This window comes from Variovorax sp. GW823-FHT02B07 (genome assembly GCF_058797695.1).
Window position 1 is genome coordinate 53,788 of sequence record NZ_JBXAJX010000006.1, and the last position, 13,321, is coordinate 67,108.

Here is a 13,321-nt window from a genome sequence, read left to right on the forward strand (position 1 = left end):
CCGATTTCGGCTCAGGCAGAATGGAGGGTTCCTCTCAACCTCCTCCTTCATCTACTTATCAGGGGCAGTGCATATGGCATCGGTCAATAAAGTCATCGTCGTCGGCAACCTGGGGCGCGACCCCGAAATGCGGACATTCCCGAGCGGCGATCAGGTCGCAAACGTCACCGTGGCCACCACCGATCGCTGGAAAGACAAGCAAAGCGGTGAGATGCGCGAAGCCACCGAATGGCACCGCATCGTGTTCAACGGCCGCCTGGCCGAAATCGCCGGCCAGTACCTGCGCAAGGGCTCGCAGGTGTACGTTGAAGGTTCGCTGCGCACGCGCAAGTGGACCGACAAGGACGGCATCGAAAAATACACCACCGAAATCCGCGCCGACCAGATGCAGATGCTGGGCAGCCGCCAGGGCCAGGGCGGTCCGTCGGGTCCGAGCGACGACGACGGCGGCTACTCGCAAGGCGGGGGCGGTGGCGGTGGTTATTCGCAAGGTGGTGGTGGTGGTGGCGGCGGTGGCGGTTACGCCCCGCGAGCTCCCGCAGCCGCACCGCGTGCCCCGGCACCGGCGCCGCGCCAGGCGCCGGCCAAGTCGTCGTCGGGCTTCGACGACATGGACGACGACATTCCGTTCTGAAACCGGCTCCTTGAGCGTTTCAATGAAGGCCTGCCTTTTCGAAGGCAGGCCTTTTTTTTGCCCTTTTTATTTCGAGTTCTCTCCATGGGCGGTCGTGCCCGGGAAAGTGCTGTTTTGCCAAGGAAATGCAGCCTCTTTGTTCGTCTGGCCGTTGAGCGCAGGGGAAGCGTTTGACGGGAGCCCCTTTTCGACGGCAATGACTGTGTTCAGAGGGGCAATTCCCGGCGGCAATCAGCCCATTGGCTCCGGCCGTTCTGCTGAATAGCGCCGTGCAGCAGCGCATCGCCGGAGATGGTCGGCCGTCGCGAAGAAGCAGGGCGTCGCACGGCCACGCTGTCTGCGGACCTCGGGGTGGCAGCAGGGGGGCGCACGGACCGCGGTCGACCGGTTCGCCGCGATTGGTCCGCCTCGGCGCACGGAATTGGTCCTTGTCCCGCACCGTGCGGCGTCGGAGCATGCAGGCCATAGAACACCGAGACAAGCACGACATGCAGAGCGCCGCCTCCCACTGCCCGCCATCGACCGTCGCACGCGCCGAAGTCCAGGCCCTGCGGTCCTCGAAGATCCGCGAGGTCGCCAATGCGGGCATGGACCGCAAGGACATCCTGCCTTTCTGGTTCGGCGAGCCCGACGAGGAGACGCCGGACGAGATCTGCGGCGCTGCGATCACCGCCCTCGAGAACGGGCGCACCTTCTACGTCCAGACGCTGGGCGAGCCCGCGTTGCGCGAGGAGATCGCTCGGTACCTGTCGCGCTGGCATGGCCCGATCGGTATTGAACGGATCGCCGTGACGAGTTCGGGCACGCATGCGCTGATGCTGGCCCTGCAGGCGCTGCTGAACCCCGGCGACCGCGTCGTGGCCGTGACGCCGCTGTGGCCCAACCTGGTCGAGATGCCCAAGGTGCTGGGCGCGCACGTCGAGACCGTCGCATTGCAGTTCACCGCGGCCGGTTGGGTGCTCGACGAGCAGCGCCTTCTGGAAGCGCTTCGGCCGGGCACCCGCGCGCTGCTGTTGAACGCGCCCAACAACCCGACGGGCTGGACCCTTTCGCGCGAGTCGCAGGAAGCCATCCTCGCGCACTGCCGGCGCCTGGGCATCTGGATCGTCAGCGACGATGTCTACCAGCGCATCAGCTTCGATGCGCCGTGCGCGCCGTCCTTCCTGGACATCGCGACGCCCGAGGATAGGGTCATCAGCTGCAATTCCTTCTCCAAGGCCTGGCGCATGACCGGATGGCGCCTGGGCTGGATCGTCGTGCCGCGGGCGATGCTGGGCGACATCGGCAAGCTGATCGAGTACAGCAGCACCTGCGCGCCGCCCTTCGTCCAGGCGGCGGGGGTGGTCGCCCTGTCGCGCGGGGAGGAGGCCATTGCCCGCACCGTCGAGCGGCTGCGCCAGGGCAGGGACCACCTGGCGGCGCGCCTGGGGAGCGTGCCGGGGGTCGAACTCGCCGCGCCCGCGCGCGGCGCGATGTACACCTTCTTCCGTGTCGACGGCGTGACGGACAGCCTCGCGTTCTGCAAGCAGCTCGTGGCCGAGGCTGGGCTGGGGCTGGCGCCCGGCGTGGCCTTCGGCCCCGAGGGCGAAGGCTACCTGCGCTGGTGCTATGCCAGCGGCACGCCGCGCCTGGACGACGGCGTTCGCCGCCTGGCCGCCTACCTGGAACACCACCCAACCACACGATGAGGATGCGATGAACACCCAAGACATTGCGGGCGCCCTTTGGCAAGCCATGGAGGACGGACGCCACATGCCGTCGGAATGGGCCGGGAAGTTTTCCCTGCAGCAGGGCTATGAAGTGCAGCTGGCCTTGTTGCAAAGGCGCCTGGCCAGGGGCGAGCGGCAGACGGGCTGGAAGGTCGGCCTCACCGCCGAGGCCATGCGCGTGCAGCAGCAGGTGCACGAACCCTGCTTCGGCTATCTGCTGGAAAGCGGCCGGCATGCGAGCGGCCAGGCCTATCGCTTTTCCGAACTGATCGCGCCCGGCTTCGAGAACGAGCTGTGCCTGACCATCGGCAAGACGCTGCGCGGACCCGGCGTGAGCCTGGAGGAAGTCGCAGCCGCCGTGACGCACGCGGCGCCGGCCCTGGAGATCGTGGAGGTCCGCGGTCCGTTCGCCGGCAACCTGGCGCTGGCCATGGCGGACAACGCGCAGCAGAAGGCGTATGTGACGGGGGCGGCCGTGCCGCTGACGGCCGACAACCGCGACCTGGCCGGCGCCAGCGTGACGGTGCAGGTCGACGGCGCGGTCAGCGAGACGGCCTCCGGCTCGGCGGTCATGCAGGGCGGCGGGCTGCTCTCGGTGCTGTGGCTGGCGAACAAGCTGGCCGAATTCGGGCTGGCGCTGGAGGCCGGGATGCAGGTGATGTCCGGCTCCTTCACACGGCAGTACCGCGCCTCGCAGGGCATGCGGGTGCACTCCTCGTTCGACCGCTTCGGCACGGTCGCCGCGAACTTCATCTGAGGCAAGAGGTCTCCATGGATCTGGGAATCAAGGGCAAGACGGCGCTGGTGTGCGCCGCGAGCAAGGGGCTGGGCCGGGCGTGCGCGTTCGCGCTGGCGGAAGACGGCGCATCGCTCACCATCGTGGCGCGCGGCGCTCAGGCGCTCGAGGCCACCGCCGACGAAATTCGCGAGGCAACGGGCGTGCACGTGCGCACGGTGGCCGCCGACGTCACCACGGTGCAGGGGCGGGCGCTCGTCCTCGAGGCCTGCCCCGCGCCGGACATCCTGGTGACCAATGCCGCGGGCCCCAAGCCGGGCGACTTCCGCCAATGGACGTGCGACGACTGGATGGTGGCGCTCAACGCCAACATGCTGACACCCATCGAGCTGATCAAGGCGACGGTGGACGGCATGATGGATCGCGGTTTCGGCCGCATCGTCAACATCACCTCGTCCTCGGTGAAGGCGCCCATCGACATCCTGGGCCTGTCCAACGGCGCGCGCAGCGGGCTCACCGGTTTCGTGGCGGGCCTGGCGCGGCGCACGGCGCATCGCAACGTCACCATCAACAACCTGCTGCCCGGCTCGTTCGCCACCGACCGCCTGCGTGCCACGGTGGAGGCTGCCGCGGCCGGGTCGGGTCGCTCGTTCGAGGCGGAGCAGGCCGAATGGCAGGGCCGCAGCCCGGCCGCGCGCTTCGGCGATCCGATGGAGTTCGGCCGTGCCTGCGCTTTCCTGTGCAGCGCCCATGCCGGCTACATCAACGCACAGAATCTGCTGCTCGACGGCGGGGCCTATCCCGGGACCTTCTAGGCGAAGCGCCAGCACCGTTCAAAAGGAACTCACTTGAGCGACCCCCAACGACAACAGGGCAGGCAGATCGTGTCTGCCACCGGCATCGAGAAACGCTTCGGCGCGCTGGACGTGCTGCGCGGCATCGACCTGTGCGCGCACGAGCACGACGTGGTCACGCTGATCGGTGCCAGCGGCTCGGGCAAGAGCACCTTCCTGCGTTGCCTCAACCTGCTCGAAGTGCCCGACGCCGGCACCGTCGCCATCGATGGCGAGGAGATCCGCATGCGCCGGTCGCCGGCAGGGCAGGCGAGCCCTGCCAGCAAGAGCCAGGTGAACCGGTTGCGCGCGGGCATCGGCATGGTGTTCCAGAACTTCAACCTGTGGAGCCACATGACCGTGCTGGAGAACGTGGCCATGCCGCCCATGAAGGTGCTGGGGCTGTCGCGCCGCGAAGCGACGGAACGGGCCGAGGCGCTGCTGGCGAAGGTCGGGCTCGGCGACCGGCTTCGGCACTACCCGGCCCACATCTCCGGCGGCCAGCAGCAGCGCTGCGCGATCGCCCGCGCGCTGGCCATGGAGCCCAAGCTGCTGCTGTTCGACGAGCCCACGTCCGCGCTCGACCCCGAGCTCGTGGGCGAGGTGTTGAAGGTGATCCGCCTGCTGGCCGAGGAGGGGCGCACCATGGTGATGGTCACCCACGAGATGGCGTTCGCACGCGAGGTCTCGACCGAGGTCGCCTTCCTGCACAAGGGAAAGATCGAGGAACGCGGGGCGCCTGCCGACGTGTTCGGCAACCCGCGCAGCGAGCGTTGCCGCAAGTTCCTCGACAGCGTTCTGTAGCCACGACATCACGAACCAAGAACTGGAGACGAAATGAAGAAATGGTTGTTCGCAGGCCTGCTGGCCGCGTGCTCCGTCGCCGCCATGGGCCGCGAGATCAAGGCCGGGGTGCAGTGCACCTATCCGCCCTTCAACTACCGCGATGCGTCGGGCGAGCTGAAGGGCTTCGAGATCGACATCGCCCGCGAGATCGGGCGGCGGATGAACGCCAACGTGCAGTTCGTCTGCCTGGGGTTCGACGGGCTGATTCCCGCGCTGCTTTCCAGGAAGATCGACGTCGTCACGTCGAGCCTGTCGATCACCGAGGCGCGCAAGAAGAGCATCGACTTCTCCGTTCCCTACCGGGCCTCCACGGCGCGCTTCGTGGGCCGCAAGAACGGGGGGCTGCTCCCGATGAAGCCCGACAACACGCCCAACGCGGGCGCGCTCAAGGGCAAGGTGGTGGGCGTGCAGCGGGCCACCACGAACGACAGCTACCTTGCGGGCGAGTTCTCCGGCGTCGAGATCACGCGCTACGACTCGGCCGAGAACATGCTGCTGGACCTCGTGGCCGGCCGCATCGACCTCATGCTCGTGAGCCCCATGAAGGTTCGCACCGACTTCCTGGAGAAGCCGGAAGGGCGCAACTACGAGTTCGTCAGCCCCGAGATCGAGGCGCCCAAGTACCTGGGCGAAGGCGTGGCCGTCGGCTTGCCCAAGGGGGCCACGGCGCTGCGCGACGAGATCAACGCGGCGCTCAAGGGCATGTTTGCCGACGGGACCTTCAAGGTGATCAACCAGAAGTACTGGAGCTTCAGTGTGCTGCCCGCAGTCTGGCACTGAGGCCGTCGCACCGCCGAATCCGCTCATCGATTTCTGACGACACCATGGACATGTTCAACGGCTGGGGGCCGACCATCGCGCAGGGCGCCTGGACCACCGTGGAGGTGGCGCTGGTGTCGTCGGTGTTCGGCATCGCGCTGGGGCTGCTGGGCGCGGCGGCCTGCCTGTCCCGCTTCAAGGCGGTACGCTGGCTGGCCGAGGCCTACATCACGGCGATACGGGGCATCCCGCAACTGCTGCTGATCCTGATGGTGTACTTCGGCAGCACGGTGGTCTTGAGCCGGCTGCTCGCGCTGGTCAGGCCCGACGCGGGCATGGTCGAGATCCCGCCGTATCCGGCGGGTGTGTTTGCACTGGCACTGATCTTCGGCGGCTACGCCTCGGAGGTGTTTCGCGGCGCGCTCACGGCCATTCCCCGCGGGCAGGTGGAGGCCGGCATGGCCGTGGGCATGGGCACCCTGCAGATCTTCTTCGTGATCCAGTGCCCGCAGATGCTGCGGCTGGCGCTGCCGGGCCTGGGCAACATCTGGATCTCGACGCTCAAGGACACCTCGCTGATCTCCATCGTGGGGCTGAGCGAGCTGATGAAGGCCTCCGAACTGGCCACCAGCGACACGCGCCGCGCCCTGTTCTTCTACCTCAGTGCCGGCGCCATCTACCTCGCGCTGACCGTGCTGAGTTCGCTCGTGCTGCATCAGCTCGAGCGTCGCGGCGCCCGTGGTGAAAGGACGGCCTGACCATGGATGTCGAACTCATTGTCGAGAGCCTTCCGGTGCTCTGGCAGGGCGCGCTGCTCACGCTGGAACTCTTCGCGATCACGATGGTGCTCGCGACGCTGCTGGCCGTGCCGCTGGCCATCGTGCGCGTCCAGAAGGCCTGGTGGCTGCGCTGGCCCGTCGAGGTGTTCTCGCAGGTCTTCCGGGGAACGCCGCTGCTGGTGCAGATCTTCATCGTGTACTACGGCATTGCCCAGATCGATGCGGTGCGCGACAGCTGGGCCTGGCCCTACCTGCGCAAGCCCTATTGGTGCGCCGTCATCACCTTCGTGCTGAACACGACGGCCTACGCCGTGCACATCTTCCGCGGGGCGATCCAGGCGGTGCCGCACGGGGAGGTCGAGGCCGGGCAGGCTTTCGGACTGTCCTTCGGTGCGCTGTACCGCCACGTCATCCTTCCGCGGGCGATGCTGCTGGCGCTGCCGGCCTACGGCAACGAGGTGATCAAGACGATCAAGCGCACGTCGCTGGCCAGCGCCATCACGCTCTCGGAGCTGACGGGCGTGGCCAACACCCTGGTGGCGCGCACCTTCGCCCCCTACGAGATCTTCATTGCGGCCGGGTTGATCTACCTTGCCTTCGCGTTCGCCGCCAACCACCTGGTGCGGCGGCTGGAGCACCGCATGTCTCGCCATCTTCGCCACTTGCCGGCGCAGCACGGCACCGGGCCCATGCCCACTTGATCCAGGAGACCGCGTGTCCACTTCTTCCGTTTCCGAGTCGGCGATGGCCGAATTCCTCGCCTTCGCCCATGGGCTGGCCGACGCCAGCGGCGCCATCCTGCGCGAGAACCTGTACAGCCGCAGGGGCTTCGAGTCCAAGGAGGACGACAGCCCCGTCACAGTCGTGGACAAGCATGTCGAGCAGACGCTGCGCACGCTGATCCGCCACCGCTATCCCTCGCACGGCATCCTCGGCGAGGAGTTCGAAGGCCAGGACCTCGATGCCGAGTACGTCTGGGTGCTCGACCCGATCGACGGCACCAAGGCCTTCATCACGGGCATTCCCATCTACGGGACGCTGATTTCGCTGGCGCGCCACGGCACGCCGATCATCGGCGTGATCGACCATCCGATCACCAACGACCGATGGGCCGGGGCGCAGGGCCTGCCGTCCACCTTCAATGGCCAGCGCATCCGCAGCCGCGAGTGCCCGTCGCTGGCCGACGCGCTGGTGTCGTGCAGCAACCCGGAGCCCTTCGGGCCGCGCGAGCGCGAGGCGTTCGAGACGCTGCGCAGCGCCGCCAAATGGTGCGTGTACGGATCGAGCTGCTATGCGTACGGCTGCATCGCCAACGGAACGATCGACATCGGCATCGATTGCGGCCGCCACCGCGAGGTCGATTACTGCGCGCTGGTGCCGGTGATCGAGGGCGCCGGCGGCGTCATCACCGATTGGGAGGGGCGTCCGCTCACGATCTACTCCGGCAACCGGCTGGTCGCATCGGGCAACCCCCGCCGCCACGAGGAGGTGCTGCGCATGCTTGCGGGCGCCTAGCGCGGGCGACCGGGCCGTATATTCGAAGGCCGCCGCAGCCCTGTCCGGCATGGGCGGCATGGAGATCTCGTATGCCGCGGCACTTCAACTACCCGACCTGGAGTTCGCTCTCGCTGGACCGCAGCGGGTCCGATCCGCTGCACGTGCAGGTGTTCGAGCAGATCCGCCAGGCCATCGTGCAGGGCCGGATCTCCAAGAACTCGCGGCTGCCGCCCACCCGCCAGCTGGCCGCGGAACTCGGCGTGTCGCGCAACACCGTGGTCCTGGTCTACGAACGGCTGCTGGCCGAGGGCTATGTCAGCGGCCGCGTCGGGGCGGGCACCTACATTGCCGCCGTGCTGCCCGAGGAGCGCAGCGCGCCGGCCGGGGCGCCGTCGAGCGCCCCTGTCGCCGCGCCGGCGCCCCGGCACATATCGCGGCGTGCGCAGGCGATGTCCGAACTGGCGCTGCCGCCCGAGCGCAATGCCACGTTCGACCTCAGCCCGACCGTGCCCGCGCTCGACCAGCTGCCGTTCGAGCAGTTCGCCAAGGTCTCGTCGCAGTACTGGCGCTCGGCGCCGGCCGCGGAGCTGGGCTACGGCTCGCCGATGGGGCTGCCCGAACTGCGCCAGCAGATCGCGGACTATGTGGGCGAGGCACACGGCATTTCCTGCCTGCCGGACCAGGTGCTCGTGGTCGACGGCACGACGCAGGGCTTCGTGCTGGCAGGCCAGGTGCTGACCGACCACGGCGATCGCATCATCGTGGAAGACCCGGGCTACATCACGCGGCTTGCCGCCTTGATGGGCTTCGGCGCGGACCTGGTGCCGGTGCCCATCGACCTGCAGGGCCTGGACAGCAGCCGGTTCGACAGCCATGCGCCCGACGCGCGGCTGATCGTGGCGTCGCCCACCAACCAGTTCCCCTTCGGCAGCACGATGCCGCTGGAGCGGCGCCTCTCCCTCCTGCAGTGGGCGCACGAGCGCAATGCCTGGGTGATCGAGTACGACTTCAACAACGCCTTCCATTTCCGTGGCAGGCCGCTGCCTCCGCTGGCGGCGCTGGACCACGGGGGGCGGGTCATCTACATCGGGAACTTCAACCGTTCCATCTCGCCCGCGCTCAACCTGGCCTACCTGGTGGTCCCGCCCGACCTGGCGGACGCTTTCGCCTGCGCCACGCAGATCTTCTCGTTCAAGGCCTCCATGCCGACCCAGGGCGTGGTGGCCGACTTCATGGCGAGCGGGCAGCTGGCGGCCCACATCCGGCGCATGGGCGTGCGCTATCGCGAACGCGCGCAGCTCATGGAGCACTGCTTCAGGACGCTGGTGGGGCGCGATTTCGAGCTGTCGACCACGGGCTCGGGGCTGCACCTGTCGGCCATCTCGCGCACGCCGATCGACGATGCGGCGGTTTCCCAGGCGCTGCTGGCGCACCGCATCGACGTGCCCGCGATCTCCGCCTACTGCCTGAGCGAGCAGGTCCGCACCGGCTTCGTCTTCGGGTTCGGCAACACGCCCGCCGAGCGGATCGCCCCGGCGTTGGCGCTCTTTGGCAGTGCGGTCGCGAACGCCTGAGGCGCGCCCACGGCCTTCAATTGTTTCGAATCCGTGAACACCGCGGTTCGTTTTGCTACGGGTTTTTACCTAGATCGAGGCGCACAATTCATCTCACGGACCAGCCCTCAAAGCTGATCTGGGTGAACAGGGCCCCGAGCGAGGTGGCCGCCCTCCGAAAAAGAACAGAGGGGCGGTGACCCACCCAAGACCGGTTCGACATCCGAAGCAAGAACTTGAACTGAATTGAAGAAGGAAGAAATCCAAATGACCGCCTCGAAGATCCTCTCCGCCGTTGCTGTTGCCCTGATGGCCGTTGCCGGCGCCGCCCATGCCGAAAGCTATGAAGGCGTGCATCAACTGACCTCGGCCGCCAGCCGCGCCGATGTCGCCGCCCAAGCCGTCGTGGCCGCGCACAGCGCCAACCCCTACGCCACCGGCGCCAATGCAGGCCCCGCACAAGTGATCGTGTCGACCGCCAGCCGCGCCGCCGTGCGTGCCGACGCTGTCGCCGCCGCACACAGCGCCGACCCGTACGCCGAAGGCGCTTCGTCGGGCGTGGCCCCGATCGTCGCCAGCACCGTCGACCGCGCTGCGGTTCGTGCCGCAGCCCGCGCTGCCGCCCACGGCGACGCACTGCCGCTGTAAGCAACAGCCAGAACGCTTCGCCGACGGGATCGGCGAAGGTTCCAGGTCTTCATGAAAAGCCGGCCCTGCCAACGCAGGGTCGGCTTTTTTCATGGGCCATGACCGTGAATTCTTGGCCGAAAGTCACATTGCCTTGGCCTTGCGCATCCCTCATGATTTGGGCGCGGGAGGGATGGCCGCCAGAGCGCATGCTTTCGCATTAACGCATCGCCGTGGTGCGGACACGCGAGAATCGAGCGTCGTTCCGACCGCGAAAAAATGAAAGCACATCCGTCGCCGACCAAGCGACGACCCACTACGCATGGCCCTCACTCTCGACCCCGAAGACACGCGCGGACGCATCCACGACCTGGTGTGGAGCGGCTTCCACGCCGATGCCGACATCGGCTGGATGATCACCGACGAGTACCTCGATCCGGATGAGCTCACGCCCGAGGACCGCGCCTGGATCAAGGCCGAAACCACGCGCGCCTGCGCCGCCAAGCGCGCCGCCGAGGCGCAGTGGCCCGCGCAGACCGAGTACGACCGGCTCGAGGCCGTGTTCGCGCAGCTGCGCAGCGAAAAGATCATTGCCCTGCACCGCGCGGGCAACACGCTGTCCGACGGGCACGACGACGTGCGCGAGCAGTGGTGTGCGGCGGGCCGGCTCGAGTCGGGCATCCGCGGCTGCTGCTTCTATCACGCACAGGACCTGGACGGCGCCGTGCGTTCCGGGCGCCTGTACCTCGCCTTCAGCGGCGGCATGATCCCCGAGATCGCGCAGCGCGAAGCCAACACCGTCGTGGTCGGCCGCCGCATCGTCGAGCTGCTGCGCGACGCCGGCTTCGGCGCGCAATGGAGCGGCAACATCAACGAGCGCATCGAAGCCGACCTCGGCCAATGGCGCAAGCGAGGCCCCGCCGCGTGAGTGCGCAGGCCTGGCAGCCGCCGCGCCGCATCGACGCGATCGACTTCTGGCTGCGCTCGCGGCTGCTCGCCACGGCCCACGCCCTGCGCGAAACCCTGCGGCCCTCGGCCCGGCGCTGGCCCGGCGGCCAACACGCACTGGCCGACGCGCCGGTGCTCGCGCAGCACCGAACCCCCTTGTGGTCCGACGGACGGGCCGACGAATTCCCCTTGGTCGCCGGCAAGGTGCACAACCTGCGCGTGGCGCGGCCGGCCTTCGACGCCATCGAGGTGCCGGCCGGCGAAGTGCTGAGCTTCTGGCGCCAGCTGGGGCGACCGGGCGCCGGGCGCGGCTTCGTGGTCGGGCGCGAGGTGCGCGGCGGCTGCGTGGTGCCGACGCTGGCCGGCGGGCTGTGCCAGCTGTCGAACGCGCTCGCCACCGTGGCCGTGCGCGCGGGCTTTGAGCTGGTCGAGCGCCACGGCCACACGGCACGCATCGAGCAGGCCGACACGCCGGACAGCGACGCCGTCGATGCGACGGTGTTCTGGAACTACGTCGACGTCAAGCTGCGCGCCCGCCACGCCTGGCGGCTCGAAGTGGCGCTGACCGATACGGAGCTCGTGGTGCGCATCCGCGCGCGCACGCCGCGGGCGGTTCCGGCCGAGCCCGTCACGCTGCGGCGCACGAACGACGACACGCCCACCGCGCTGCCGCTGGCGCGCGGCTGCCTGAGCTGCGACCAGACGGCGTGCTTTCGCCACCGTCCGCCGGTCGATGTCGGCGCCGAAGGGCGCACCGCCGTGCTCGTCGATGGCTGGACGCCGGAGTTCGCACGCCACCTGCGCGAGGCGCATCCGCAGGCGCAGCGCATGCAGCCCGTGCCGCTGCGGCTCGCGTTCTGGCGCGTGCCTTCCACCGGTTGGCATCGCGAGCCCGCGACGAACGAACCGGTGACCACGGCGTGGGCCGCGAGCCTGCGCCGCGCCGTCTGGCAGCGGCTCTGGGCGCGGCAGGCGGGCCGACGCCAGGCCAGCCTGATCGATGGCCAGCGCTGGCTCGCGCAGGCCTTTGCCGCGCGGCTGGTGCCTGCGCACACGCACCTGGTGGTCGAGCAGTCGCTGCTGCCGCACCTGCAGCGCCTCGGCGCGCTCGACGGGCGCCGGATCACCGTGCTGGCCAGCGCACTGCCGATGGCCGACATTGAAAAGAAGCTCGATGCCGCATCGCAGCGCTGGCCCGGCGATGCCACCTTGCGCGACTTTCGCGCCGATGCATCGCTGGTGCGCGACGAGGCGCTGGCGCTCGCACGCGCGGCGGTCGTCGTCACGCCGCATGCAGGGGTGGCACAGGCCATGGCGCAGTACGCGCCGCAGGCCACGCTGCAGCGGATCGACTGGGCGCTGCCGCAGGTGAAGGCCACGCACAGCAAGCGCGAAGAACCACCGCTCGTCGTGTTCGCCGCCAGCGCACTGGCGCGCAAGGGCGCGCGCGAACTCGCCGCCGCGCTGCAAGGCTGGCCGTGCCGCCTGCGCGTGCTCGGCGCACCGTCGGACGACGCGCAGCTCTGGCACGGCATCGAACCCCTTCAACACATGAACTGGCAAGGCGACGTGCTGGCCGGTGCGAGCGTCGTCGTGCTGCCCGCACACGTCGAGCACGCGCCGCGCGCATTGCTGCGCGCCGTGGCGGCCGGGGTGCCCGTGGTGGCATCGACGGCCTGCGGCCTGGCCGGCGTGCCGGGCGTGCACGAGGTCGCACCCGGCGACATCGACGCACTGCGCACCGCATTGCAGCAGGCCGTCCGCCTGACCTGAACGGAGAACAACCCCCGTGGCATCGATCGAACAGGCCCGCGCGGCCCTGGCTTCCCATGGCGCGCTGGCGCCGCAATCCGCCGCCGAGCACTGGCACGGCGAGCTGGCCTTGCCCGCCGCCCTCGCCACCTTCTACGAACAGGTCGGCCCGCTCGGCGAGTGGGTCAACGAGCGCGTGGGCTACGCGGGCCTCACGGTGCCGACCACGGGCAACCCGTTCAGCATTCCCGCGCTCTCGCGCCTGTGGCAGCTGCAGGCCGGCTACCGCTGGCATGGCATCACCGGCGAGCGCATCGCCGACTGGCCCGAGCATTGGCTGGTGGTGGCCGACCAGGGCGCCGATCCGTTCATCTTCGACCTGCGCACCGGCGCGATCCAGTTCGCGATGCATGGCACGGGCGCCTGGGAGGAAGACGAACCGCTCTTTGCCGACATCTTCGAGATGGCCGCCTGCCTGGGCACCATCGGCCAGGTGTGGGACGAAGCGGGCGACGCCATCTTCACCGACGAGGACGACTGCGAGGTCGACCCGGTGCACCGCGCGCGCCTGGTCGAGCGCCTCGTGCCGCTGCTGGGCAGTGCCGCGGCGGCCGAAGGCATCGTCGACGTGTTCGGCTGGTAAGACAA

14 protein-coding genes are annotated in these 13,321 nt (G+C 68.8%); all 14 read left to right on the plus strand.

Annotation, left to right across the window (positions count from 1 at the left end):
* The first annotated feature begins 73 nt into the window (after positions 1 to 73).
* The 14 genes from ssb to AC1RGU_RS25400 all read left to right on the plus strand — a co-directional run bounded on the left by ssb (position 74) and on the right by AC1RGU_RS25400 (position 13,316).
* Positions 74 to 634: a single-stranded DNA-binding protein gene (gene ssb, locus AC1RGU_RS25335; RefSeq protein WP_390347168.1), complete on the plus strand. Its 561-nt coding sequence runs from the start codon at positions 74 to 76 to the stop codon at positions 632 to 634.
* 488 nt (positions 635 to 1,122) lie between these two features.
* A complete protein-coding gene (locus tag AC1RGU_RS25340; RefSeq protein WP_492698918.1) occupies positions 1,123 to 2,322 on the plus strand; it encodes a pyridoxal phosphate-dependent aminotransferase in 1,200 nt (399 codons plus the stop codon).
* Between the two features lie 7 nt (positions 2,323 to 2,329).
* Positions 2,330 to 3,100, plus strand: a complete 771-nt coding sequence (locus tag AC1RGU_RS25345; protein ID WP_492698920.1) for a 2-keto-4-pentenoate hydratase — start codon at positions 2,330 to 2,332, stop codon at positions 3,098 to 3,100.
* A gap of 14 nt (positions 3,101 to 3,114) precedes the next feature.
* Positions 3,115 to 3,894: an SDR family oxidoreductase gene (locus AC1RGU_RS25350; protein WP_492698922.1), complete on the plus strand. Its 780-nt coding sequence runs from the start codon at positions 3,115 to 3,117 to the stop codon at positions 3,892 to 3,894.
* Between the two features lie 33 nt (positions 3,895 to 3,927).
* Positions 3,928 to 4,716, plus strand: coding sequence for an ABC transporter ATP-binding protein (locus AC1RGU_RS25355; protein ID WP_390347160.1), 789 nt, complete (start codon positions 3,928 to 3,930; stop codon positions 4,714 to 4,716).
* A gap of 33 nt (positions 4,717 to 4,749) precedes the next feature.
* Entirely contained in the window at positions 4,750 to 5,538 is a 789-nt protein-coding gene (locus tag AC1RGU_RS25360) for a transporter substrate-binding domain-containing protein (RefSeq protein ID WP_492698923.1), read from the plus strand.
* Positions 5,539 to 5,582: 44 nt separating this feature from the next.
* Positions 5,583 to 6,275, plus strand: coding sequence for an ABC transporter permease (locus AC1RGU_RS25365; RefSeq protein ID WP_492698925.1), 693 nt, complete (start codon positions 5,583 to 5,585; stop codon positions 6,273 to 6,275).
* A gap of 2 nt (positions 6,276 to 6,277) precedes the next feature.
* A complete protein-coding gene (locus AC1RGU_RS25370; protein ID WP_062480468.1) occupies positions 6,278 to 6,997 on the plus strand; it encodes an ABC transporter permease in 720 nt (239 codons plus the stop codon).
* A gap of 13 nt (positions 6,998 to 7,010) precedes the next feature.
* On the plus strand, positions 7,011 to 7,811 hold the full coding sequence (locus tag AC1RGU_RS25375) for an inositol monophosphatase family protein (protein WP_492698927.1): 801 nt from the start codon (positions 7,011 to 7,013) through the stop codon (positions 7,809 to 7,811).
* Positions 7,812 to 7,882: 71 nt separating this feature from the next.
* Complete coding sequence (gene pdxR, locus AC1RGU_RS25380; protein ID WP_492698929.1) at positions 7,883 to 9,367, plus strand: MocR-like pyridoxine biosynthesis transcription factor PdxR; 1,485 nt, start codon at positions 7,883 to 7,885, stop codon at positions 9,365 to 9,367.
* 246 nt (positions 9,368 to 9,613) lie between these two features.
* The gene (locus AC1RGU_RS25385; protein ID WP_062480474.1) at positions 9,614 to 9,994 is read left to right on the plus strand and encodes a hypothetical protein; all 381 of its coding nucleotides are present in this window, start codon (positions 9,614 to 9,616) and stop codon (positions 9,992 to 9,994) included.
* A gap of 301 nt (positions 9,995 to 10,295) precedes the next feature.
* Positions 10,296 to 10,901, plus strand: a complete 606-nt coding sequence (locus AC1RGU_RS25390) for a DUF6891 domain-containing protein (RefSeq protein ID WP_492698930.1) — start codon at positions 10,296 to 10,298, stop codon at positions 10,899 to 10,901.
* Positions 10,898 to 12,694 carry a VanW family protein gene (locus tag AC1RGU_RS25395; protein ID WP_492698932.1) on the plus strand — a complete coding sequence of 599 codons (1,797 nt, stop codon included), beginning with the start codon at positions 10,898 to 10,900 and terminating at the stop codon, positions 12,692 to 12,694. Before AC1RGU_RS25390 ends, AC1RGU_RS25395 begins: the two co-directional genes overlap by 4 nt.
* Positions 12,695 to 12,710: 16 nt before the next feature.
* Positions 12,711 to 13,316 (plus strand): hypothetical protein, encoded by a 606-nt coding sequence (locus tag AC1RGU_RS25400; protein WP_492698934.1) that lies wholly within the window; start codon positions 12,711 to 12,713, stop codon positions 13,314 to 13,316.
* The last annotated feature ends 5 nt before the right edge of the window (positions 13,317 to 13,321 follow it).